A 22,645-nucleotide genomic window follows, 5' to 3' on the forward strand; every position below is an offset into this window, starting at 1 on the left:
CGTCTGGCCGGGAGGGCGATCCATCTGCAGTGGGCGGCCCTGCCCCGACCCGGCCGATCAGCAGACGGAAAGGCCCAGTGCTTTCGGAGGGTTCCTGGGGCGCTCACACGCTGGCTCTGGGTCACCTGCCCTCACTGCATCCACTAGCATGGCCGGGTGTCTGAACCGAGCACCGCCCGCTCCCCACTGCGCCGATTCTGGCGCGAGTGGATCTTGAGCGCCGCGCTGCCCATCTGGCTGGTGATCACGTTTCTGTTCACGCTGGCGCGGGTGGACGGCAGCAGCATGAACCCCACCCTGCACTCCGGAGATGTGGCGCTGCTGCTCAAATACCCGCGCTGGCTGCGCGCCTGGGGCGTGTGGGACGGCTACCCCCGGCACGGCGACATCGTGATCTTCAAGGCGCCGGCGGAGAGCGAGTACGCCTGGCAGACCGGCCTGTTCGGGCAGCGCTACCGGCCCTACAACATCAAGCGGGTGATCGGGCTGCCCGGCGACACGGTGGGCGTGAGCGGCGGCCACGTGCAGCTGAATGGCCACCCGCTGGCGGAGCCGTACGCCAGCGGCGACACGCCGCAGGACGAGCCGGCGGTGCGAGTACCGCCGGGCCGCATCTATGTGCTGGGCGATAACCGGATCATCGGGGAGAGCGTGGATTCCCGCTACTACGGTCCGGTGTCGCTCTCGGACGTGGCGGGGCCCGCCAACCTGCATCTGGGCCTGGGCGGGTCAGCTGCACCCTGAAGCCGCTCTGCCCCGGGGCTGGTCAGCAGACTGTGAAGCGCGGCTCATGCAGACCCGTTAACGTGCGCTCATGCAGACGACCAGAGTGTTCATGACGGCAGCGCTGCTGGCCCTGGCCAGCGCCTCGGCCCAGACGGTGCGGGTCTCGGACCCCAAGCTGCCCTTTTCGGTCAGCGTGCCCAAGACCTGGGTGGGCGTCCAGTTCAAGGACAACATCTCCGGCCTGAGCGTGGCGTCGGCGCCGAAGGCGGGCGCGGCCCTGATGCGCTTCAACTTCATTCCCAAGCAGGGCCGCAAGCTGGTGCTCACGGATGAATTCGCCGGTTTCGAACAGGCGGTGAAGCAGGGCGGCAACACCCTGAAGCTGGTCAGCAGCAAGAATGTCAGCTACGGCGGCGTGGCCGGGATCCTGCGGACCTACGACATGGTCCAGAAGAAGCATCCGGTGCGGATGCGGCTGTGGTTCGGCAACGGGGCCAAGAATTTCTATAGCTTCCAGCTGACCGACACTCAGGCCAATTTCAGCAAGTCCGCGCCGATCTTCGCAGCGGCCTTGAGCAGCCTGAAGTTCAATTGAGACAGAGGAGATGAGCAGATGCGCCAGCCCGAGGATGAGGGCTGGCGCATCGTTCAGAGAGACTTGAAAGGGGAGGCAGGGGTTCACGCCCGCTGCCCGTGGCATTCGGCGGGCAGCCCCGCTCTTCGCCTGCTTACTTGGCGTCGTACCAGTTGGGGCCGGTGCCCACCTCCACCCGGAGCGGCACCTTCAGCACCATCGCCCCTTCCATCATCTCGCGCATCACGGCCGCCACCTCATCGGCGCGCTCGGAGGGCGCTTCCACCAGCAGTTCGTCGTGCACCTGCAGCAGCAGCCGGGCGCCCAGCGGTTCCAGTTCCCGGTCCAGCCGGATCATCGCCAGCTTGATGATGTCGGCGGCGGTGCCCTGGATCGGCATGTTGTAGGCCACCCGCTCGCCGGCCTCGCGCACGTTGCGGTTGCCGCTGGTCAGCTCCGGCACGTAGCGGCGCCGCCCGAACATGGTCTCCACGTAGCCGTTCTGCCGCCCGAATTCCAGCGTCCGGTCAATGTAGGCGCGGATGCCCGGGTAGGTGCTGAAGTACGTCTCGATGAAGCCGGCGGCGTCGGCGTAGGGAATGCCCAGGTCGTTGGAGAGCCGGTGGGCACTCATGCCGTACAGCACGCCGAAGTTGACGGTCTTGGCGGCGCGGCGCTGGTCCGGCGTGACGGTGGCCTCGTTCAGACCCAGCACCTGCGCGGCGGTGCGGCGGTGAATGTCGGCGCCCTCCTGGAAGGCCTGCTGCATCAGCGGATCGTCCGCGATGTGCGCCAGCAGCCGCAGCTCGATCTGCGAGTAGTCGGCGGCGATCAGGCAGTACCCGTCGTCCGCGATGAAGCCCTTGCGGATCTCGCGGCCCACCTCCGAGCGGATCGGGATGTTCTGCAGGTTGGGGTTCAGGCTGCTCAGCCGCCCGGTGGCCACGGCCGCCTGGGCAAAGGTGGTGTGTAGCCGGCCGGTGCGCGGGTTGACCAGGTTCGGCAGCGGATCGAGGTAGGTGCCGCGCAGTTTTTCCAGCTCGCGGAATTCCAGCAGCGCCGGAATGATCGGGTGCTCGTCGCGCAGCGGCTCCAGCGCGGCCACGGCGGTGCTGCGCTTGCCGGCCAGCTTGGTCTTCTTGCCGCTGGCGAGGCCCAGCTCGTCGTACAGCATCGCCTCCAGCTGGTCGCGGCTGCGGATCTGGAATTCACGCCCCGCATGGGCGTAGATCTGCTGTTCCAGCGTGGCAATGCGCGCGCCGGTAGACATCGCCAGCCCGCGCAGGTAGGCGCTGTCCAGCCGCACACCCCGTACCTCCATCCGCGCCAGCACCGCCGACAGCGGCCGTTCCATCTGGTCGTAGAGCGTGCGGCGGGCGTCGTCCAACTGGGCCGGCAGGTGGTGGAGCAGCTGGGCGCTCAGGGCCGCCCGGCCCGCTGCGTCATCCGGCCAGCGCTGGTCCAGGTAGCGCTCGGTCACGGCACTCATGGTGGTGTTGGCCGGGTCCAGCAGGTAAGCCATCAGCAGCGGGTCGTCGCCCGGCTCCACCACCGTGCCGCGCACGCTCAGGTGGGCGGCCAGCGCCTTGGCCCCGGCTGCCGTAACCGAGCGCTGCCCGACGAATTCGGCCTCGTCCACGGTGGCCGGGAACTGTTCGCGCAGCCGGGCCGCCGCCTTCTCGCGCTCTCGCTGCGCCTTCTCGGCCGCCTTCTGCTGGGTCTTGGTCAGCGGGGCCGCGCCCGCCTCCCCGCCGAACAGACCGTCCTGCGCGCCCGCCGGGTCCTGGGGGGACCACTCGTCCGGCTGCCGGGTGGGGGCCACCCGCACCACGCCGGCCGCGTCATCGGCCTCGAAGGTCGCGGCGTCCAGCAGCGCCGCCGTCAGGTCGTCCTCGCGCGACAGGCGGTAGCCCCACACCACGCCCTCGCGCGGGGTGCGCCACTCGGCCTGCCGGGGCACGGCCAGGGGTCCGGCGGCCGGCTCACGGTCCTCGCCCTCGCCGCCCGCCTGATGTTCCGCTTCCAGCACGCTGTCCGGCATCACGCTCTCCTGGCCGTTCAGCCCGGCCACGTCGCGCTTCACCGAGTGCAGGTCCAGCTCGGTCAGCAACTCGTCCAGGCGCGCCGGGTTGCCCGGCAGCCGCCCGCTGCCCAGCTCCACCTCAAGCGGCAGGTCGGTGACCATGGACGACAGCTGGTGGCTGAATTGCACCGCCTCCTCCGAGTCCAGCAGCTTCTGGCGGGTGCCGTCCGGCTTCAGGGTGCCGGCGTGGGCCGCCGCATAGATGCCCTCCAGCGTGCCGTATTCCTGCAGCAGCTTGGAGGCGGTCTTGGGTCCAATCCCCTTCGCGCCGGGAATGTTGTCGCTGGCGTCTCCGGTCAGGGCGCGGTAGTCCACCCACTGCCGCACCGTCACGCCGTACTTCTCCAGCACCTGCTCTGGCCCGATCAGCGAGAAGTCGTTGGCGATCACCTTCACGTGGTCGTCCAGCAGCTGATAGGCGTCGCGGTCGCTGGTCACGATCCGCACCTGCATCCCGGTGCCCTCGGCCTTGCGGGTCAGCGAGGCGATCACGTCGTCGGCTTCGTAGCCGGGTTCCTCCAGCCGCGGCAGGCCCAGCGCGTCCACGATCTCGCGGATGCGGTTGATCTGCTTGGGCAGATCCGCCGGCGTGTCGGCGCGGCCCGACTTGTAGCCGTCGAACTGCTCGTGGCGGAAGGTCTTGACCGGCGGGTCGAACACCACGATCACCTGATTGCTGCGCTGCTTGACCAGCCGCAGCGTGAGGCGCAGAAAGCCCAGGATGGCGTTGGTCGCCTCGCCCTGCCGGTTGGTCAGCGGCGGCAGCGCGAAGTACGAGCGGAACGCCAGCGCATGCCCGTCGATCAGGACGAGGGTCGAGGGGGTGGGGGCGGAAGCAGTCATGCCGGTATTGTAGGCGCTGCAGGAGACAAGAAAGGCGAGACAGAATTCTGTCTGGGGCAGATTGCTGGCGGAGTGGTCCAGCCTATTCCGCTGCCTCGGCCACCACCGGACGCTCCGTCACGTCCCGGCCCCGTGCCAGATCACGCGGGGAGCGGCGGCCGAAGGCGTGCGCCAGATCGCGCTCCGAGAGCCGCAGCACCGTGGGACGGCCGTGCGGACAGGCCCACGGCTGGTCGCAGGTGCCCAGTTGCTCCAGCGTCCGGGCGCCCAGCCCCAGCGTGACGTGGCCGGCCCGCAGCGCCGGGGCACAGGCCAGCCGGCCCAGCAGTTCGCGGCGTGGGTCCGGCAGGTCGCCCAGGGCCGTCTCCACGATCAGTTCGTGCAGGCGTGGCACGGCGAGCGCGGCAAAGGCGGCGGGCAGGCTGCGCAGCCGGGCCAGCCCCGCCCCAAAGTCTTGGATGTCCAGGCCCCAGCTTCTCAGCTCGTCGCCGCGTTCGTGCAGGCGGGCCAGCTGGACCGGCGTCAGCTGCAGCAGCTCCGGCTCCGGCAGCTCCAGCGCCGGCGTCTCGTCCAGTGCGCGGCCCAGCTGCTCATACAGCACCCGCTCGTGGGCGGCGTGGGTGTCCACGATCCACAGGTCGCCCTCGCCCTCGGCCAGCAGGTACAGCTCGGCATGCACACCCAGCGCGGTGAGCGCCGGGAAGTGGCCGCTGGCCTGGGCCGGCGCGGCGCCGGGCATGCGCAGCGCCGGGGCGGGACCGGCCAGCGGGGTGCTCAGCAGGGCGGCCGCCACCGCCTCCTTCAGCAGCCCGGCCAGCTGACTCAGGTCGGCCAGCGCCACCACCGCCTTGGCCGGGTGGACGTTGGGGTTCACGTCCTCCGGCGGCAGCGTCAGGTCCAGCACGCACAGCGGCGCCTGACCGGCAGGCAGCAGTTCGGCGTAGCCGTCAATGATCGCCTTCTCCAGTTCCGGCGGCAGGCTGACCGGCCGGCCATTCACCGACAGGTGCATCCGGTCCCGGCGGGCGCGGGTCAGCTCCGGACGGCTCAGCACGCCGCTCAGCTGCAAGCGGTCCTGGGTGCGGTCCACCCGGATCACCCGGTTGGCGCTCAGCGGGCCGTACACGCTGGCCACCGCCGTGCGGGTGTCGCCGGGCGCGTGCGAGAGGCGCGGCTCTCCGTCCACGCTCAGGCGCCAGTGCAGGGCCGGATGGTGCAGCACGTAGCGGCCCATCAGCGCCGTGATCTCGCGCACCTCGCTGGCCGCCGGCGCCTGGGTGCGCAGGCGGGCCGGCAGATGCGAAAACAGGCCGCTGACCGTCACGGTGGTGCCGGCCGGCGCCGTCACGCGGCGGACCGACACGTCGTCGCCGTGCGCCAGCAGCTCGGCCGCCCCCAGCTGGGCGGCCGGGCGGGTCTGCATTCGCAGCTTTCCGGCCTGACTCATCGCCCACAGCGCCTCCCCCCGGAAGCCCAGGGTGGTCACCCGCTCCACCGTCTCCAGCTTGCTGGTCGCGTGGCGCAGCGGCGCCAGCGGCACCTGATCGGCCGAGATGCCCGCCCCGTTGTCGCGCACCCGCAGCAGCGTCAGGCCGCCGTCCTCCAGCTCCACCTCGATGCGGCTGGCACCCGCGTCCAGCGCGTTGTCCAGCAGCTCGCGCACCGCGTCCAGCGGGCGCGACACCACCTCGCCGGCCGCGATCTGGCGGGCGACATCGGGCGGCAGGATGCGGATGGCAGTCATGGTCGCGGCTCAGTATTACGCATATGGCGGAATGGGGTGGTGAGGTGGGGCGCGATTGGGAGAGGAGCGGGCCCAGAACAAACCACCCTTCCAGGGGGCAGTGCCGGTTCACAGTTGAGATCGGGAGAACGTCAACCGCTGCTGCCCCCAGGCCTGTTCCAGCCGCCGTCTACCCCTCGCCCCTCGCTTCCCGTTGCCAGGTCTGCAGCAGCATCAGCGCGTCCATCGGCGTCATCTTGCTGAGGTCCAGGCTCGCCAGTTCGCGCTTCAGCTGGCCGTCGTCGCCCTGGGCATTCAGGCCGCTCAGCAGCTGAGCAGCCCGGGCGGTCACGCTGCCCGGCAGGCCGGCCAGCCGCGCCACCTCCACCCCGTAGCTCTGGCGGGCGGCTCCCGGCATCACCTGGTGGTAGAAGGTCAGGCCCAGGTGGCCGTGCTCGCCGGTCTCCTCCTCCGCCGCCACGTGGAGGTTGCACAGGCCCGGCAGCTGCCCTTCCAGCCGGGTCAGCTCGAAGTAGTGGGTGGCGAACAGGGTATACGCGCCGACCCGGTGCAGCGCCTCCAATGCCGCCTGAGCGATGGCCTGCCCGTCCAGCGTGCTGGTGCCGCGCCCCACCTCGTCCAGAATCACCAGACTCTGGCCGGTGGCGCCGTGCAGGATGTCCGCCAGCTCGGACATCTCGACCATGAAGGTGCTTCGCCCGCCCGCCAGATCATCGCTGGCCCCGATGCGGGTGTGAATGCTGTCAAAGAGCGGCAGCTCGGCCTGATCCGCGGGCACGAAGCTGCCGATCTGATGCAGCAGCGCACACAGCGCCACCGTCCGCAGGTACGTGCTCTTGCCGGCCATGTTGGGGCCAGTGATCAGCAGGGTGCGGCGCTCCGGGTGCAGCAGCACGTCGTTCGGCACGAAGCGCTCGCCCAGCGCCTGCTCCACCACCGGATGGCGCGCCTGACTGAGCCGCAGCGGGCCGTCCGTCGTGATGGGCCTGACCCAGCCGCGGCTGGCGGCGATCTCGGCCAGGGCCGCCAGCACGTCCAGCTCGCTCAGGCCGCCGGCCGCCTCGCTGAGCCGCTCGGCGTGCTGCGACAGCGCGTCCCTCAGCTCGTTGTAGACCTCCGCCTCCAGCCGGTCGGCGGCCCCTTCCAGCCGGGCGATCTCACGTTCGCGCTCGCGCAGGTCCGGCCGGGTGAAGCGGGCACGGTCCTTGAGGGTGGCGACCTGGGTGTAATCGGTGGGCACCTTGGCGTAGTGGGCGCTGCTCACCTCCAGGTAGTACCCGAAGACGCTGTTGTACCCCACCTTCAGCACCGGAATACCGGTGCGCACCCGCTCGCTGGTCTCCAGCTCCGCGATCCAGGCGCGGTGGGCGGTGGCCTCGCGCCGAAGCGCGTCCAGCCCCTCGTGGAAGCCCTCACGGATCAGACCGCCCTCCCCGATGCGAATCGGCGGGTCCTCCACCAGCGCAGCACGGATCAGCGCCACCAGGTCCGGCAGGCCGCCCAGCCGCTGCGCCAGGCTGCCCAGCAGGCCCTCCTGCCCCTCCAGCAGCGCCGAGGCTTCCGGCAGCAGCTCCAGCGTGCGGGCCAGCGCCGCCACCTCGCGCGGCCCGGCCCGCCGGGTCGCCACCCGCGCCGCCAGCCGTTCCAGGTCGTGGGCGCGGTAGAGCAGCGCCCGCAGCGCGTGGCGGATGTCGGGCGCACGCACCAGCGCCTGCAGGGCCAGCTGACGCGCCCCAATGCTGGTGGCGTCGCGCATCGGGGCGCGCAGCCAGGCCCGCAGCCGCCGCCGTCCACCCGCCGTGCGTGTCTCGGACAGCACGTGAATCAGGGTGCCCTGTGCCCCCGCCTGCGGCGTCTGGGGGCTGAACACCTCCAGCGCCCGCAGCGCCCAGTCGCCCAGCCGCAGGTGCGCCCCCGGCTCGTAGCGTGAGACGCGCCGCACCATCTCCAGCCGGCCCTGCTGGGTGCTGCGCGCGTAGCCCAGCACCGCTCCACAGGCCCGCAGCAGGGCCGGACTGTTCAGGCTGGCCGGCAGTTCTCCCAGGGTATCCAGCAGCTCCCGCTGGGTCTGGGCCTCATCGAAGCTCGCCTGGGAGAGCATCACCGGGAAGCGCGCCTGGAAGTCCGCGAGCAGCGCGGCGTTCCCGCTCAATTCCGGCGCCAGCAGCACCTCCCGGGCCCGCCAGCGGGCGAGGTCGTCGTAGAGCGCCGCCCGGGTACCGAAGCTGGCGCAGCGGAACTCGCCGGTCGAGACGTCCAGCAGCGCCAGCGCGTAGCCGTCACCGGTCGCCACAGCCGCCAGGAAGTTCTCGTCAGCGCTGAGCAGGCGTTCCTCGGTCACGGTGCCGGGCGTGAGCAACTGCGTCACCTTGCGCTCGATCAGGCCGCTGCCCGGCTCCTCCAGCTGATCGGCCACCGCCACCCGCACCCCCTGCGACAGCAGCCGCTCGATGTGCGCGTCGGCGGCCCGCACCGGGATGCCGGCCATGGGGGTCGAGAAGTCCTTGCTCGACTTGTGGGTCAGGGTCAGGCCCATCAGGCGGGCGGCGCGTTCCGCGTCCTCACCGAAGGTCTCATAGAAGTCGCCGCACTGAAACAGCAGCAGGTAATCCGGATGCTGATCGCGCAGCGCCACATACTGCTCCAGCATCGGCGGTAGCGTGCCGTGACCTGTCCCCTTCAGGACGCTCTGGGGAACCGGAAGCATGGGCGTAGTCTAGCGTGGGAGCCCCGCGCCCCAACGTGACGCCGGCGCCCGAATCCCAAGCTTTGGTGGGGGTTTGGCCTGCTTCACAGCCCGGCTCATCATGAGGACCGTGCATGAAGACGACCGTTGTGACCTACACTGAGGCATGACTGAAGCCAAAACGGCGACCCTCCGCATCGACTGGCATCAGAAAGCAGCTGTGGCCCAGGTGCAGCTCCGCCACGTGACCGCCCCTGAAGAACAGCACCTCAAGCACACTGGCTGGCAGTACATGTCCAAGATGTGGCTGTACACCATCACCCGCCGGCGCAACATGGATGACATTGAACAGCAGGCGCTGGAGATGCTCAGCGAACTGTACGAGATGGTCCGTGACTACGCGCCCGACAGCTTCCAGATCATTCAGGACCGCGAGATGACCTACACCATCGAAGAAGTAAAGGCGTTCGGGCGCACCACTCTTCAGGCCTGAGGAGCCCTGCGCTTCACATTTCTCAGCGTGGAAGACGGCATACTACTTGAGCTGGCTTTTTACGAAAGTCGTGTTTGAAGAAGCACTTGAGGGAGGCGTCCACCTCGAAGGAAATACGGGCGCGCGAGCAGGTCACCGGGTCAGACCCGGCACCGTGCACCAGCCAGGGGAACCGAAAGGTTCCTCTTTTTTCATGCTAGTCGAAGCGACGCCATGTGAGGAACCGGCGCAGGAAACGCCTTTGTTAATAGGGTCACGTTTCGGCTTCAAATAGTAAGAGTTTCTTAAGAGCAGTACCTTTACCCTGAGGACATCTCAACGACTGTACGTCAGGGCTGCCCAGGCAGTTCAGGACCATGCTCGTCCCGACTGGGCAGGCGCTGGCGTTTCCGGTCACTTCTGGAGGGGAAACCAGGATGCCTTCACTTCGTCATGCTCGCTCGATCACCGGTGTCTTCGCCAGAGCTGTTGCCCTGGGTGCTCTCCTGCTTGGCCCAGGGCAGGGCGCCAGCCTCAGCCAGATTCAGTCGGGCGGGGTCTTCCGGCTGGCCTTCAGTACGCCACATCCGCCGCTGATTGCGCAGGAGGACGGTGCCTTCAACGGCTTTGCGGTTGAGCTGATCTCGCTGCTGGCCCGCCAGATGCAGGTTCGCACCGTCACGTGGCAGCGGGTGGGCACGCCGGAACTGCTGGTGCAGGGCCTGCAGAACAAGGCGTACGACGCCGTCATCGACACCCGCCTGCCTCAGCCGCTCGGCGGCGTCAACCTCACCAAGCCGATCGCGTGTGGCGGCGGCGTGATTCTGGCGCGTCCGGGCGGTCCCACGCAGGAGCAGGACCTGAAGGGCAAGCGCATCGCCGTGGTGACCGGCAGCAGCTACTTCTACTACGTCCGCAACCTGCCGTTCGACAAGAAGATCAGTGCCTTCTCGGACGACGCCCAGGCGCTGATCAGCTTTCTGGCCGGCGCGGTTGACGTGCTGGTCACTGACCGGTATGCGGCCCTGAAGATGTACAAGCAGGCCGGTGACAAGCGGGTGCAGGTGAGCCCGCTGCTGTGGTCGCAGGACATCGACATCGTGGTGACGAACAGCGACGACAAGGAAATCCTGTCGGCGCTCAACGCCGGCCTGAAAAAACTACAGAAGGATGGCACCTACGCCAAACTGAGCCAGAAACACTTCGGCCAGGACGTCAGCTGCGTGCTGTAACGCTCGGGCAGGACGGGCAGTTGGAGCAGGGCTGCCATAGTCCAGCTGGGGGTGTTCAACCGCCGCCCCCCAACCGGCCCAGCCACACGCCCACCCCGAACACCACTGCGCCGCCCACGATCACCTGCATGACCGTCTGCGGCAGCGGGCTGCGCATGTAGCGGTAGCGGATAAACGAGATGGCCAGCAGCTCCACCAGCACCACCACGTAGGCGAGCGTCAGGGCGGTGTGCAGGTTTGGCAGCAGGAAGGGGAGGGTGTGCAGCATGCCGCCCAGCACGGTGGCCAGACCGGTGATGATGCCGCGGGTGGTGGGATGCCCGCGCCCCGAGACCTTGCCGTCGTCGCTGAGCGCTTCGGCCAGCCCCATGCTGATGCCGGCTCCCACGCTGGCCGCCAGCCCCACAAAGAACGCGTCAATGGGCCGTCCGGTCAGGCCGGCCGTGGCGAACAGGGGCGCCAGGGTGCTGACCGAGCCGTCCATCAGGCCCAGCAGCGCCGGCTGAATCTTCTGCAACACGAAACTCTGCTCGTGATCCTGCGTCTGGGTGGTGAGCGGCTCCTCGGTCATGGTTCTTGCTACCTTAACAGGAAGGATTCTCAATAAGCAAACCGAGTGGTTTGCTCGGAGAGGCGGCGGCCGGTCGAGCATGCTATACTGTCAAAGTTGCCGACTGACGCACACAGACGTCTCGGCGGAGGACAGCATGCAGAAAGAGATTCACCCCAAGGCCGTGCCCTGCAAGATCTACTACCAGGGCAAAGTTGTGATGGAAACCCTCTCGACCCGTCCGGAGATCCACGTGGACGTGTGGAGCGGCGTGCACCCCTTCTGGACCGGCGAGAGCCGCTTCGTGGACACCGAGGGGCGCGTGGACAAGTTCACCAAGCGCTTCGGCGACAGCTACCGCCGCAAGAAGTAAACGCAGCACAGCAGAGCGGGCCACCCTGATATGGGGTGGCCCGCTCTGCTGTATGGGCGCTCAGCGGTTGTTCGGCCCGAACAGCGTCTTGCCCAGCGTGTTGGTCAGGCTGGTGGGCATCACCGAGGTGGCGAGGGTCAGGGCGGACCACTGGCCCAGCGCGACCACCTGAGGAGCGGTGTAGGCCTTCCGGGGGGCGGCTGTCTGCTGGTTCATGCTGTACCTCCTGCAATGTAGCGGTCCCAGGGTAGCCGCCGGGCCGTTACAGCCCCGTAAAACGTGGCGGCCCCTGCTATTCTCCGGAGCGTCATGCTCAAGTCTCCTTACCACGGCGGCCACCTGGAGGTGGTCGTCGGTCCGATGTTCAGCGGCAAGAGCGAGGAACTGATTCGCCGGCTGAACCGCTCGATCATTGCCCGGCAGCAGGTGGCGGTCTTCAAGCCGGCCATCGACGACCGCTATCACGCCGCCCACGTCGCCAGCCACTCCGGACAGCTGACCCCAGCACTGGCGGTCGGCAACACCGCCCAGGTCCGGCAGCATCTGGATGCCGGATTGCCGGACGTGGTGGGCTTCGATGAAGCGCAGTTCTTCGACGCCGGGCTGGTGCCGCTGGCCCTCGAACTGGCCGATCAGGGCGTCCGGGTGGTGCTGGCCGGGCTGGACCTGGACTTCCGGGGCGAACCGTTCGGCGTGATGCCGGAGCTGCTGTCGCGGGCCGAGAGCGTCGAGAAGCTGACGGCCATCTGCATGGTCTGTGGCGCGCCTGCCACCCGCACGCAGCGCCTGATCGGTGGGCAGCCGGCCCACTACGACGACCCGGTGCTGCTGGTGGGCGCCTCGGAACGCTACGAGGCGCGCTGTAGGGTCCACCATGTGGTGATGCGCTGACCGCACAGCAAAAGGGGGCCAGATAACTTCCGGCCCCCTCTGTTCAGGAAGATCAGGTGTTAGCGGCGCTCGTCGTCGCGCGGACGGAACTCGCGGTCGCTGAAGTCGCTGCGGCCACGGCCCGAGTCGCGGCTGCCGCTGTCACGGCCCTGACCACCGAAGCGGCTGCTGCGGTTGCCGCCGTCCCGGCTGCCGCCGCCACGGTTGCCCTGGTAGCCGCCACCGCCACTGTTGCCGTAGCTGCGACCACGGCCGCCGCCATCACGGTCACGGAAGCCGCCCTGACGCTCGCGCACCTCCTGCAGTTCCGGCAGCTCGTCGGGAATGCTCACCTCGACCTCGCCGTCCAGCGGGGAGAGCTTCAGCAGCTGCTGGGCCACCTCGGCCGGCACGTCGGCCACGGCGGCGTTGCCGCTCTGGCTCAGGCGCACCTTGCCCAGGTTGCGGCTCTCGATGTTGGTGGACCGCGCGATCAGGGCCACGGTGCGCGGCACGCTCATGCGGTTGCCTTCCAGCATCACGGCCACCACGCCCTCCTCGCCACTCAGCAGGCTGACGCTGCGGGTCGGCTGGGTCGCGCCGCTGATGCGGGCCAGGGCGCGGCTCAGCGCCTCCAGACCCAGCTCACTGAACAGCCGCTCGGCTTCCGCCTGGAACGGCTCGGCGTACTGGGCCTCCACGCTCCGCACCTGATCGGCAGCGGCGCGGCTGCTGGCGTCGCGCACCTCCTTGGGGGTGGGGTGGCCGCGCTCCTGGAAGTGCACGCCGGTGGCGTGTTCCAGGTTGCGCAGGTCGCGCAGCTCGCGGTCGCCGTACAGCACGATGGCGGTGCCGGTGCGGCCCGCCCGGCCGGTGCGGCCGCTGCGGTGCACGTAGCTTTCCGGGTCCTGCGGCAGGTGGTACTGCACCACCAGGTCCACTTCCGGAATGTCCAGGCCGCGCGCGGCCACGTCGGTGGCCACCAGCACGCGCACCCGGCCGGCGCGGAAGGCGCCCAGCGCCCGCTCGCGCTGGCTCTGGGCCAGGTCGCCGTGCAGCGCCTCGGCTTCCAGGCCGCGGTGGATCAGCTCCATCGCCAGCTCGTCCACCTCGCGCTTGGTGCGGGTGAAGATGATGGCGCGCTCGGGGTTGTAGATGGTCAGCAGGTCGGCCAGCAGGCGGGTGCGGGTGCGCCCGGCGCGGATCTTGAGGTGCTCCACGCTGGTGGCGGCCTGCATGCGGCTCTCGCCCACCAGGTCCACCGTCAGCGGGTTGTCCAGGTAGTTGCGGGCCAGGCGGGCCAGCCCGTCGGGGATGGTCGCGCTGAACAGCAGCGTCTGGCGCTCCTTGGGGGTGGCGGCCAGGATGCTCTCGATGGCCTCGGCGAAGCCCACCGACAGCATCTCGTCGGCCTCGTCCAGCACCGCGAACTGCACGTCGTCCAGGCGGAGGTTGCCGCGCTCGATGTGGTCGATGATGCGCCCGGGGGTGCCCACCACGATGTCCACGCCGCGCATCAGGGCCTTCTCCTGCGGGCCGTAGGCGGCGCCACCGTAGATGGTCAGGATTTCAAAGCCGGGGCCGCTCTTGGAGAATTCCTCCGAGACCTGCTTGGCCAGCTCGCGGGTAGGCGCCATGATGATGGCGCGCGGCGAACGGCCACGTTCACGGCTGGGGGTCAGCTTGCTCAGGATCGGCAGCGCGAAGGCCAGCGTCTTGCCGGTGCCGGTGCGGGCGCGCCCGATCAGGTCGCGGCCCTGCAGGGTGAAGGGGAGCGTCTGCTCCTGGATGGGGGAGGCTTCGAGAATGCCGCGTGCGGCCAGCAGGTCGCTCAGCTCAGGGCTGACGAGTTCAGTAAACTGCATGTGTGTCCTTTCCGGGGGTGTGCGTCCGGCGAACATCACGCTGCCTTGCATCACTCGTCAGCTGCACTCACTGGCGTGCCGCGAACCGGAACTTTAACCCCGTGGAGCCGCGCCTGCCTGTCGGCGGGCGCGTCGTTGGTCAGCTATGTCGCTGACACCAAGTAAAGAGTATACAGGAATTTCGCCCCGCTGCCTAGGCGCGCAGTGAGGAGATGAAGAGCCGGGGGCGCTTCAGGAGGCCACCACAGCCGGCGCTTCCACGCACTCGGCGGGCGCCTCGAGCTTCGGGTCGCTGCCCAGGTGCGCCCGGCCCCAGGTATCGATGGCGGTGATGACACTCTGCAGTTCCTGGCCGCTGTGGGTCAGGCTGTAGATGCTGCGGGCCAGTTTGCCGGCCATCTCCGCGTCGGTGCTCTTGCGGATGACGCCCAGCGTTTCCAGCTGTTCGAGGCGTTGCGTGAGGGTAGCGCTGTTGCATCCGCCAACGGCCCGAGCCAGCTCGTTAAAGCCCTTGTTGCCGTCCAGCAGGGCGCGGACGATATGCAGCACCCACTTCTCCTGCAACACCCCGATGGCCCGGTAGACCGGACAGAACCCTTCAGGATGTTGTGTCATGACCCCACTATACGCCCCTGTCCTGGCGTGAATCTATCACTTCTTACATTGCTTGACTTTTTAAACCAGTTGAGTAATTATGTTGTTCATGACGAACGCCACCGCCACCCAGACCTTGAGCGTCACCGAAGCCATCCGTACCCGCCGCAGCATCCGCAAGTTCATGCAGGAGCCGATGGACCAGCAGGATCTGCGTCAGATCCTGGAGCTGGCCAGCCTGGCCCCCACCGCCAACAACGTGCAGCCGACCCGGTTTGTGGTCATCCAGAACAAGGAACTGCAGCAGAAGCTGCAGGACGTGAGCTACAACCAGAGCCAGGTCAGCAACGCCCCGGCCGTGATCGTGGTCTACAGCGACATGGAGGACGTGCTGCAGAACGCCGAGCAGAGCTTCCCGGCCAGCATGGGCGAGGAGCAGATCAAGGCCCGCGCCGAGAGCCTGCGTCAGCAGTTCGGTGGCCAGGACGTCGCGCAGCGCGGCCAGTGGGCGCTGACCCAGGCCAACATCGCCTTCGGTTTCGTGATGCTGGCCGCCCGCGGCCTCGGCTACGACACCGTGCCGATGCTGGGCTTCCAGCCGGAGAAGGTCCGTGAGCTGCTGAACCTGCCGGAGCACGTGCAGTTCGCCGGCCTGCTGCCGATCGGCAAGCGCGCGGAGGAAGGCTTCCCGCACCACCGCCACAACGTGGACCGCATCACCACCTTCTACTGATCCCAGCCCAATAGCAGGCCCGGACCCACAGCGGTCCGGGCCTCGTTCGTTGTTGGGTTCAGTCGCTGCGGCGGCCGCGCAGCGTCAGGGCCAGCAGAAACATGGCCGTGTTGACCAGCACGATGGTCGGGCCGGCGGCCGTGTTGAGGTAGTACGAGAGGTACAGCCCCACCACGCCGCACACCGTGCCCAGCACCGCCGCCACCGCCACCATGCGCGTCAGGCTCGGCGCATACAGCCGGGCGGCGGCCGCGCTGGTGATCAGCAGGCTGACGCTGAGGGTGGTGCCGACCAGCTGTACCGTCAGCACCACCACCAGCCCCACCAGCACCAGCAGCAGGTTGTTGAGGCGTCGCACCGGCAGGCCCACCGCCCGCGCCTCGGTGGGGTCGAAACTGACCAGCAGCAGCTCCTTCTGCACGGCCCACAACACCGCCGCCACCAGCGCCGTGACCAGCACGGTCGCCCACAGGTCGCCGCTGGTCACGCCCAGCGGATTGCCGATCAGGAAATTGGCCAGGTCGGTGGTGTAGGTGGGGGCGCGGCTCAGCAGGGTGATGCCCAGCGCGAACATGCCCACGAAGACGATGCCGATGGCGCTGTCCTGCTTGAGCCCGCTGCGCTGCGACACGAAGCCGATGCCCAGCGCCGTCAGGATCGCCGCCACCACCGCGCCCAGCAGCAGGTTGACATGCAGCAGGAAGGCCCCGACGATGCCGGGCAGGACCGCGTGGCTCATCGCGTCTCCGATATAGGACAGCCCGCGCAGCACCACCCACACGCCCACCAGGGCGCACAGCACGCTGACCAGACTCACGCCGGCCAGGGCGCGCAGGAAAAAGCCGAACTGCAGTGGATCGAGAAGCGCGTTCATGCCTGTGCGTGGCTGTGGCCCAGGTGGCTGCTGGAGAACGTGGCCTCGACATTGGCGGGCGTGTACACCTGATCCGGCGTGCCCTGCGCCAGCACGGTGCGGTTGACCAGCACCAGCCGGTCACACCAGCGGGCCGCCGCTTCCAAATCGTGCGTGACCATCACCACGGTGCGGCCTTGATCGGCCTGCTGGCGCAGCAGGGCCATGATCCGCTCCTGGGTGCTGGCGTCCACCCCGGTCAGCGGCTCGTCCAGCAGCAGCACGCTGGCCTGCCGCGCCAGCATGCGCGCCAGCAGCACCCGCTGGCGCTGGCCACCGGAGAGCGCCTGGATCGGCCGGTCGCGCAGATCATGGACCTCGGTCTGCTGCAGCGCCTCGGTCACGATGCGGCGGTCCTGGCGGCCCGGCCAGCGCAACCACCCCAGCCGCGCGGTGCGGCCCATCATGGCGGTGTCCCAGACGGTGACCGGAAAGGCCCAATCCAGCGCCTGCTGCTGCGGCACGTAGGCCACCTGATCACGCAGGCGCGTCTGGCCCGCCTCCAGCTCAATGCGGCCGCTGGACGGCTCCACCAGCCCCAGCAGGGCCTTGAGCAGCGTGCTCTTGCCGGCGCCGTTGGGGCCGATGATGGCCGTGAACTGCCCGGCCTCAAAGGTGGTGCTGGCCGCGTCCAGGGCCAGCTGCGCCCCGTAGCGGACGGTCAGGTCATGGACCCGGATCATTTCAGCGCCTTCATGATGGTGTCCACGTTATACCGGAAGGCCTTGAGGTAGCTGTCGCCGCTGCTGCCGGGCGCGCCGAGCGCGTCGGTGTAGAGCGGCGGCGCGATCTTCACGCCCGTCTCCTGGCTGAGCGTCTGGGCCAGCCGGGCATTCACGGTGTTCTCGGTGAAGATGGCGTGCACCCGCTGGGCACGGACTGCCGTGATCAGCCGCGCCAGCTCCTGCGCCGAGGGTTCCCGCTCGGTGCTGAGGCCCGAGATCACCTCGCCCACGATCTTCAGGCCGTAGCGGTCCGCGAGGTAGTCGAGCGCGTCATGATTGGTGACCAGCCGCCGGCTGGCGGGCGGCAGCGAGGCGAACTGTTGACGGGCGTAGCGGTCCAGGGAGTTCAGCTGCCCCACGTAGCGGGCGGCATTCTGGGCGTAGGTGGTCTTGCCCGCCGGGTCCAGCCGGGTCAGGGTGGCCTGAACGCGCCGGATGTAGGCGGCGGCGTTCTGGGGGTTCCACCAGGTGTGCGGATCGTGGCCGCCGTCCGCCGCGCGCAGCTTGACCGCGGCGCTGAGGATGACGGTGGGCACGCCCGGCGCGGCCGCCTGAATACGGGGCAGCCACGGTTCCAGCCCGGCCCCGTTGATGAACAGCGTTTTGGAGCGGCTCAGGGCGCGGATGTCGCCGGTGGCCGGCGAGAAGGTATGGACGTCGGCGTTGGCCGGGACCAGCGTGGTGATCTGGACGCGTGCCCCGCCGACGGCCCGCACCAGATCGGCGATCAAAGAGGTACTGCTGGTCACCTGCAGCGGAACGGCGCCGGCCGCCCCCAGGCTCAGGCCCAGCAGGGCAGTCAGACGGGCGACAGGGCGGTTCATGTCGCTAACGATAATTCATTATCAATAACACTGCAAGCGGAGCGGTCAGGGGGCTGTGGTGCTGGCACACTGCGGGCAGCGGCCGTACAGCGTGACCTCATGCTCCTCCACCACAAAACCGCCGGGGTAGACCGTCCCGCTCGGCAGCGCCACTGGACACGACTGAATCGAGAAGACCCGGCCGCAGCTGCGGCACGAAAAATGATGGTGGTGGCCCCGTCCGCTGGCCTCGTAGCGCGGCTCCCCGTCCAGGTTGACCGCCAGCGCCTCTCCCTGCTCCTGCAGCAACTTGAGGGTGCGGTACACCGTGGCGCTGCCCAGGCCCGGCAGGCGCAGCTGCGCCCGGCTGAGCAGTTCTGGTGCGGTCAGGGGACCTTCCGCCGCGCTGAGCACCTGGGCGATGACCTCGCGCTGACGGGTATGGCGCGAAGCCGCGGTGGTGTCCGGGACGGGCTGGCCCTTCGTCATGCTGGCAGGCTAGCAAACCGCCGCCCCCCGATGTGGCAACCGGGTTGCACAGTCGGGGGGCGGCGGTTTGGCTGAAGGATGTTACATCCGGCGGGGGTCCGGCGCGTCCGGATTGGTGCGGACCACCTCGGTCTGCACTGGCTTGGACAGGCTGACCTGCGCCGGACGGCCTGAGGTCGCTGAACCCTTGCCTTTGTCGGCCTGATCCATCAGCTGGTTGGCGAACTCCTCCAGCCGGGGGGCAATGACGCGCTCCTGCAGCAGCCGGAAGCCCAGGGTGGCCACCGTGGCGATCAGGGCGTTGCCGACGCTCTTGCCTTTGCCCGCCTGTTTCATCTGCGCCTTGACCAGCGCCTTCTGCTCCTTGGGAGGGCTGGCCGCGTCCACATAGATGCGGCGGCTGCGCCTGAACTGCCGGCCCACCAGCACGCCCAGCGCCAGTCCGACGCCGGTGGCGCCGCCCATCATCTTGAGCGGCTCCTTCTGCATGTTGACCTGCAGGCTGGCAGCCTGGGTCAGCTCGTCCACGCTGCGCCGCAGCCGTTCGCGGGCGTCGTCACGCTCGGACATCAGTACCCCTCCTTGTTCATGTCGTCACGGTAGGTCGGGTTGGTGCTGACCGGGATGCCTTCCGGTTCCGGCTGACGCTGGAGCGGGGGGAGTGGTCGTGGCGGGGCGCACGGTGGTGCTGACCCGGGCCGGGCTGCTCTCCACGTGGGTGCCTTGGGTATGCACGTGCGACTGGGCCTGATGGGTGGTGCTGGTCGTGGACGTCCGCGGCTCGCTGGTCTGATGGGTGTCCGGATCGTCGCTCCTCGGCCGGCTCGGCCCCGAGGACGTGTCCTTGTCCGGATCCGGTACCTCGGCCCCCAGCTTCCGCAGGCCCATGAACAGCAGCAGTCCCGTTACCGCGAGGCTCACCAGCGCGATGATCAGGGCGGCGGCCCAGGCGCCCAGCCCCAGCCGCATCAGTCCGTAGAACACGAACAGAATCAGGAAAATCAGGGCCAGGGTGAGCGGCACCAGCGAAGCCAGCAGCAGCACCACCCCCAGGCCCTTGGCTTTCGCAATGGCGCCGATCCGCCGGGCCAGGATGCTGATCTCGCTTTTCACGAGGCTGACCCCGGCGTCAAAGACGTCGACCAGGGCACTCCCGAGACTCTTGTTCTCCATATCTTCCCCCTCGGCGCACCGTTCCCGCCTCACAAATGCCCCCAGCATAATGGACCCCATGGTTCGCCCCCAGCACCTTGAAGAAAGCGTAAACGCACAGACCCGTGCTTCGTTAACTTCGGCCCAGCGCAGCAATTTCCTGTCTGTGACCGCGCGCGGGTACATGAGCTGGCGGGCCCAGAGCCTGTCGCTGCTCAGCGGGCAGCCGTTCACCCTGTCACAGGAAGCGCGGCTCTTCACCGCGCTGTGCGCCCCGCAGCCGGGTCAGCAGTGGCTGGACGTGGGCACCAGCGCCGGCTTCTATGCCGGCCTGCTGGCGATGGCCGGCGCCGACGTGCTGGCCTGCGACATCAGCCCGGCCATGCTGCGCGAGGCCCGGCGCCGCGAGCACAGCCCGCGCATTCAGTGGGCGCTGCTCAACGCCGAGGACAGCGGGCTGCTGGACGCCAGCATGGACGGCATCACGGTGGGCGCCACCCTGAACGAGACCGCCTCGCCGGAGGCCATGCTGCGCGAATGTGCCCGGCTGCTGAAGCCAGGAGGCCAGCTGTGGCTGATGTACCTCTCGCGAACCGCCGGGCCACTTCAGACCGTGCTGGGCCACACCCTGCACTTCCCGGACCCGGCCGAGCTGTCTCCGCTGCTACCGGGCCTGCAGCGCGTCCATCTGCTGCGGATGGGCAGCGTGACCTTCGAGCGCTGGGAGAAGCGGGCGAACTGAAAAAGCCCACCCCGCACAAGGGGGTGGGCCGGAGAGGGAAGAGCGACTACCAGACGTAGAAGATGGCGATGATCAGCAGCCACACCACGTCCACCAGGTGCCAGTACAGGCTGGCCGGGGCCATCGAGCCGTGGTTGGTCCGGTCAATCTTGCCGGTCATGCTCTGGAAGTAGGGGAGGGCGACGCCGGTGCCGCCGATCAGGATGTGCAGACCGTGCAGGCCCACGATGATGAAGAAGCAGCACTGCCACAGGTTCTGGGTCCAGTCGCTCTCCTTGCCGAACAGCGAGAACTCGTAGATCTGGAACAGCATGAACAGCGCGCCCATCACCAGCACGATGAACAGCCCCAGGCGCGCGCGGGTGTCGCGGTGGTGATGCTGGTCCTGCTCGGCACGGTGGATCACGAAGCTGCTGCTCACCAGAATCAGGGTGTTCAGGGCCGCCAGCCAGATGTTGGGGCGCAGCGTGGGCGGCATGGCGTGGCCGGTGACGCGCAGATACACGTAGCCGGCGATCAGCACGCCGAACAGGCTGATTTCCGAGAGGATGAACCACGCCATGCCCAGGAAGCCGTTGTCGTACTTGGTGAGGCCGTGGTGCTCCACCGGCACGTCGTACTCACGGGTACCGGCCCACTTGAACAGGCCGTACAGGAACAGCGGAATCGAGAGGTACAGGATGATGCTGGCGGACAGCTGCGGCGCGGGCGTGCCCTGCGGGTGATAGCCGCTGAACCAGCCGAACGCCACACCCCAGCCCATCAGCAGGAGCGCCACGGCGGTGATGAAGGGACCCCAGCTGCTGACCGGCAGGTGAATGGTCGCCGGGTCCACCGGGCGCAGCTTGGTGCCGCTCTGCTCCCAATCGTACAGCGGACGCTCGGTGGGGAAGGTCTTGGGGAAGTCGTGGGCGAAGTTGTAGTCGGCCGGCGGTGACGCGGCGGTCCACTCCAGCGTGAAGCCGCCCCACGGGTTGTTGCTGGCGGTCATCGGGCGGCGCATGCTCTGCAGCATGTTCCAGACCCACACGATGCCGCCGGCCAGCAGCAGCAGCGCGCCGATGGTCGAGACGAAGTTCAGCTCGTTCCAGGCGAAGTTGCCGTCCGGGTAAGTGTAGTAGCGTCGCGGCATGCCCAGCAGGCCCAGGATGTACTGCGGCAGGAAGGTCATCCAGCTGCCCACCATGAACAGCCAGAAGTGCGCCAGGCCCAGCCGCTCATTCAGGAAGCGCCCGGTCATCTTGGGCCACCAGTAGTAGATGCCGCCCATCGCCAGGAAGGCGGTGCCGAACATCATCACGTTGTGGAAGTGCGCCACCACGTAGTAGCTCATGGTGACCTGATAGTCGAAGGGAATCATGCCCAGGCTCATGCCGGTGATGCCGCCCACCAGGAAGTTGAAGATGAAGCCGATCAGCCAGTAGGTGGGCGTCTTCATGATGATGCGCCCGCCCCAGAGGGTGCCGATCAGGTTGAAGATCTTCACGCCGGTCGGCACCGCCACGATCATGGTCGCGACCATGAAGGCGATCTGCCACGACTCGGGCAGGCCCACCGCGAACATGTGGTGCACCCACACCAGCAGGCTGACCAGCACAATGCCCAGCAGCGAGTAGACCATCACGCGGTAGCCGAACAGCGGCTTGCGGGCCATGGTGCTGGCGATCTCCGCGCCGATGCCCAGGTACGGCAGCAGCATCACGTACACGGCCGGGTGCGAGTAGAACCAGAAGAACTGCTGCATCAGCACCGGCACGCCGCCGATGCCCGGGTTGAACATCGAGAGGCCCATCTTCAGCTCAAGGAACGTGACCAGCGCGGCGGCGGTCAGGCCGCCCAGCGAGACGAGCTGCAGCACGCTGGTGGCGAAGATGCTCCACGCGAAGATCGGCATCTTCCACAGGCTCATGCCGGGGGCGCGCATGTTGATGATGGTCGCCGCGAAGTTGGCCGAGCCGAGCAGCGAGCTGATGCCGTTGATGATCAGCGCCACCATCAGCACCGCCACGCCACTCTGGTTGGCGTCCACGCTGAGCGGGTAGTAGAAGGTCCAGCCCACGCCGGGCGCGCCGCCGTTGAGCATCGCCACGACCACCAGCACCAGGCTGAAGACGAAGCCCCACACCGCGAAGGTGTTCACGCGCGGCAGCGCCACGTCACGCACGCCCAGCTGCAGCGGCAGGAAGAAGTTCCCGAACCCGAACAGCCCGATGGGAATCAGGAAGAAGAAGATCATCACGGCGGCGTGCAGCGTCAGCACCTGGTTGTAGGTGTTGCCCACCAGGAAGGTGTTGTTGGGCACCGCCAGCTGAATGCGCAGCGCCACGGCCAGGATGCCGGCCACCGCGAACGCCAGGATGCTGGTGGAGAGGTACAGCAGACCGATCTTCTTGTGATCGGTGGTGGTCATGTAATCCAGCAGAACCGAGAGCGCTCCTCGGCGCGCCCCGGTCTGGGAGGGCATCTGTACAGCCAT

At 68.3% G+C, this 22,645-nt stretch carries 22 protein-coding genes; 8 read left to right on the forward strand and 14 right to left on the reverse strand.

Features of this window, described 5'->3' with window-relative positions; translation table 11 throughout:
- Positions 1-156: 156 nt before the first annotated feature.
- Positions 157-744 carry a signal peptidase I gene (lepB, locus tag ABOD76_RS14265; RefSeq protein ID WP_350242629.1) on the forward strand — a complete coding sequence of 196 codons (588 nt, stop codon included), beginning with the start codon at positions 157-159 and terminating at the stop codon, positions 742-744.
- Between the two features lie 70 nt (positions 745-814).
- A complete protein-coding gene (locus ABOD76_RS14270; protein WP_350242630.1) occupies positions 815-1,321 on the forward strand; it encodes a hypothetical protein in 507 nt (168 codons plus the stop codon).
- Between the two features lie 133 nt (positions 1,322-1,454).
- Here ABOD76_RS14270 and polA read toward each other — a convergent pair whose 3' ends face one another.
- The 3 genes from polA to mutS all read right to left on the reverse strand — a co-directional run bounded on the left by polA (position 1,455) and on the right by mutS (position 8,677).
- Positions 1,455-4,226, reverse strand: coding sequence for a DNA polymerase I (gene polA, locus ABOD76_RS14275; protein WP_350242631.1), 2,772 nt, complete (start codon positions 4,224-4,226; stop codon positions 1,455-1,457).
- A gap of 82 nt (positions 4,227-4,308) precedes the next feature.
- Positions 4,309-5,970 carry a DNA mismatch repair endonuclease MutL gene (gene mutL / locus ABOD76_RS14280; protein WP_350242632.1) on the reverse strand — a complete coding sequence of 554 codons (1,662 nt, stop codon included), beginning with the start codon at positions 5,968-5,970 and terminating at the stop codon, positions 4,309-4,311.
- 169 nt (positions 5,971-6,139) lie between these two features.
- Positions 6,140-8,677, reverse strand: coding sequence for a DNA mismatch repair protein MutS (gene mutS, locus ABOD76_RS14285; protein ID WP_350242633.1), 2,538 nt, complete (start codon positions 8,675-8,677; stop codon positions 6,140-6,142).
- Between the two features lie 145 nt (positions 8,678-8,822).
- Between mutS and ABOD76_RS14290 the strand changes: the two genes are divergently transcribed.
- Entirely contained in the window at positions 8,823-9,149 is a 327-nt protein-coding gene (locus ABOD76_RS14290) for a hypothetical protein (protein ID WP_350242634.1), read from the forward strand.
- A gap of 416 nt (positions 9,150-9,565) precedes the next feature.
- Positions 9,566-10,360 (forward strand): substrate-binding periplasmic protein, encoded by a 795-nt coding sequence (locus ABOD76_RS14295; protein WP_350242635.1) that lies wholly within the window; start codon positions 9,566-9,568, stop codon positions 10,358-10,360.
- A 55-nt stretch (positions 10,361-10,415) separates the two neighbouring features.
- On the opposite strand, the gene ABOD76_RS14300 is transcribed toward ABOD76_RS14295, so the two are convergent.
- Complete coding sequence (locus tag ABOD76_RS14300) at positions 10,416-10,931, reverse strand: VIT1/CCC1 transporter family protein (RefSeq protein ID WP_350242636.1); 516 nt, start codon at positions 10,929-10,931, stop codon at positions 10,416-10,418.
- 136 nt (positions 10,932-11,067) lie between these two features.
- On the opposite strand from ABOD76_RS14300, the gene rpmE reads away from it, so the two are divergent.
- Positions 11,068-11,283, forward strand: a complete 216-nt coding sequence (gene rpmE / locus ABOD76_RS14305; RefSeq protein WP_350242637.1) for a 50S ribosomal protein L31 — start codon at positions 11,068-11,070, stop codon at positions 11,281-11,283.
- 60 nt (positions 11,284-11,343) lie between these two features.
- Here the strand turns inward: rpmE and ABOD76_RS14310 are convergent, their stop codons facing one another.
- Positions 11,344-11,499, reverse strand: coding sequence for a hypothetical protein (locus ABOD76_RS14310; protein ID WP_350242638.1), 156 nt, complete (start codon positions 11,497-11,499; stop codon positions 11,344-11,346).
- Positions 11,500-11,592: 93 nt separating this feature from the next.
- On the opposite strand from ABOD76_RS14310, the gene ABOD76_RS14315 reads away from it, so the two are divergent.
- Positions 11,593-12,174, forward strand: coding sequence for a thymidine kinase (locus ABOD76_RS14315; protein ID WP_350242639.1), 582 nt, complete (start codon positions 11,593-11,595; stop codon positions 12,172-12,174).
- A 59-nt stretch (positions 12,175-12,233) separates the two neighbouring features.
- Here the strand turns inward: ABOD76_RS14315 and ABOD76_RS14320 are convergent, their stop codons facing one another.
- Complete coding sequence (locus ABOD76_RS14320; RefSeq protein ID WP_350242640.1) at positions 12,234-14,018, reverse strand: DEAD/DEAH box helicase; 1,785 nt, start codon at positions 14,016-14,018, stop codon at positions 12,234-12,236.
- Positions 14,019-14,249: 231 nt separating this feature from the next.
- Positions 14,250-14,633, reverse strand: coding sequence for a winged helix-turn-helix transcriptional regulator (locus ABOD76_RS14325; protein ID WP_350242641.1), 384 nt, complete (start codon positions 14,631-14,633; stop codon positions 14,250-14,252).
- 88 nt (positions 14,634-14,721) lie between these two features.
- On the opposite strand from ABOD76_RS14325, the gene ABOD76_RS14330 reads away from it, so the two are divergent.
- Positions 14,722-15,345: a nitroreductase family protein gene (locus ABOD76_RS14330; RefSeq protein WP_380129707.1), complete on the forward strand. Its 624-nt coding sequence runs from the start codon at positions 14,722-14,724 to the stop codon at positions 15,343-15,345.
- A gap of 58 nt (positions 15,346-15,403) precedes the next feature.
- Here the strand turns inward: ABOD76_RS14330 and ABOD76_RS14335 are convergent, their stop codons facing one another.
- The 6 genes from ABOD76_RS14335 to ABOD76_RS14360 form a co-directional block, all read right to left on the reverse strand.
- Entirely contained in the window at positions 15,404-16,219 is an 816-nt protein-coding gene (locus tag ABOD76_RS14335) for a metal ABC transporter permease (protein ID WP_350242643.1), read from the reverse strand.
- A complete protein-coding gene (locus ABOD76_RS14340; RefSeq protein WP_350242644.1) occupies positions 16,216-16,941 on the reverse strand; it encodes a metal ABC transporter ATP-binding protein in 726 nt (241 codons plus the stop codon). Before ABOD76_RS14340 ends, ABOD76_RS14335 begins: the two co-directional genes overlap by 4 nt.
- Entirely contained in the window at positions 16,938-17,807 is an 870-nt protein-coding gene (locus tag ABOD76_RS14345; RefSeq protein WP_350242645.1) for a metal ABC transporter solute-binding protein, Zn/Mn family, read from the reverse strand. Before ABOD76_RS14345 ends, ABOD76_RS14340 begins: the two co-directional genes overlap by 4 nt.
- Positions 17,808-17,852: 45 nt before the next feature.
- Positions 17,853-18,275, reverse strand: coding sequence for a Fur family transcriptional regulator (locus ABOD76_RS14350; RefSeq protein ID WP_350242646.1), 423 nt, complete (start codon positions 18,273-18,275; stop codon positions 17,853-17,855).
- Positions 18,276-18,356: 81 nt separating this feature from the next.
- Entirely contained in the window at positions 18,357-18,845 is a 489-nt protein-coding gene (locus ABOD76_RS14355) for a hypothetical protein (RefSeq protein ID WP_350242647.1), read from the reverse strand.
- A 24-nt stretch (positions 18,846-18,869) separates the two neighbouring features.
- Entirely contained in the window at positions 18,870-19,448 is a 579-nt protein-coding gene (locus ABOD76_RS14360) for a phage holin family protein (RefSeq protein ID WP_350242648.1), read from the reverse strand.
- Positions 19,449-19,593: 145 nt separating this feature from the next.
- Between ABOD76_RS14360 and ABOD76_RS14365 the strand changes: the two genes are divergently transcribed.
- Positions 19,594-20,169, forward strand: a complete 576-nt coding sequence (locus ABOD76_RS14365; protein WP_350242649.1) for a class I SAM-dependent methyltransferase — start codon at positions 19,594-19,596, stop codon at positions 20,167-20,169.
- A gap of 46 nt (positions 20,170-20,215) precedes the next feature.
- Here the strand turns inward: ABOD76_RS14365 and ABOD76_RS14370 are convergent, their stop codons facing one another.
- Complete coding sequence (locus tag ABOD76_RS14370; protein WP_350242650.1) at positions 20,216-22,645, reverse strand: cbb3-type cytochrome c oxidase subunit I; 2,430 nt, start codon at positions 22,643-22,645, stop codon at positions 20,216-20,218.

It is taken from the genome of Deinococcus sonorensis KR-87, assembly GCF_040256395.1.
GTDB classification, from domain to species: Bacteria; Deinococcota; Deinococci; order Deinococcales; family Deinococcaceae; genus Deinococcus; species Deinococcus sonorensis.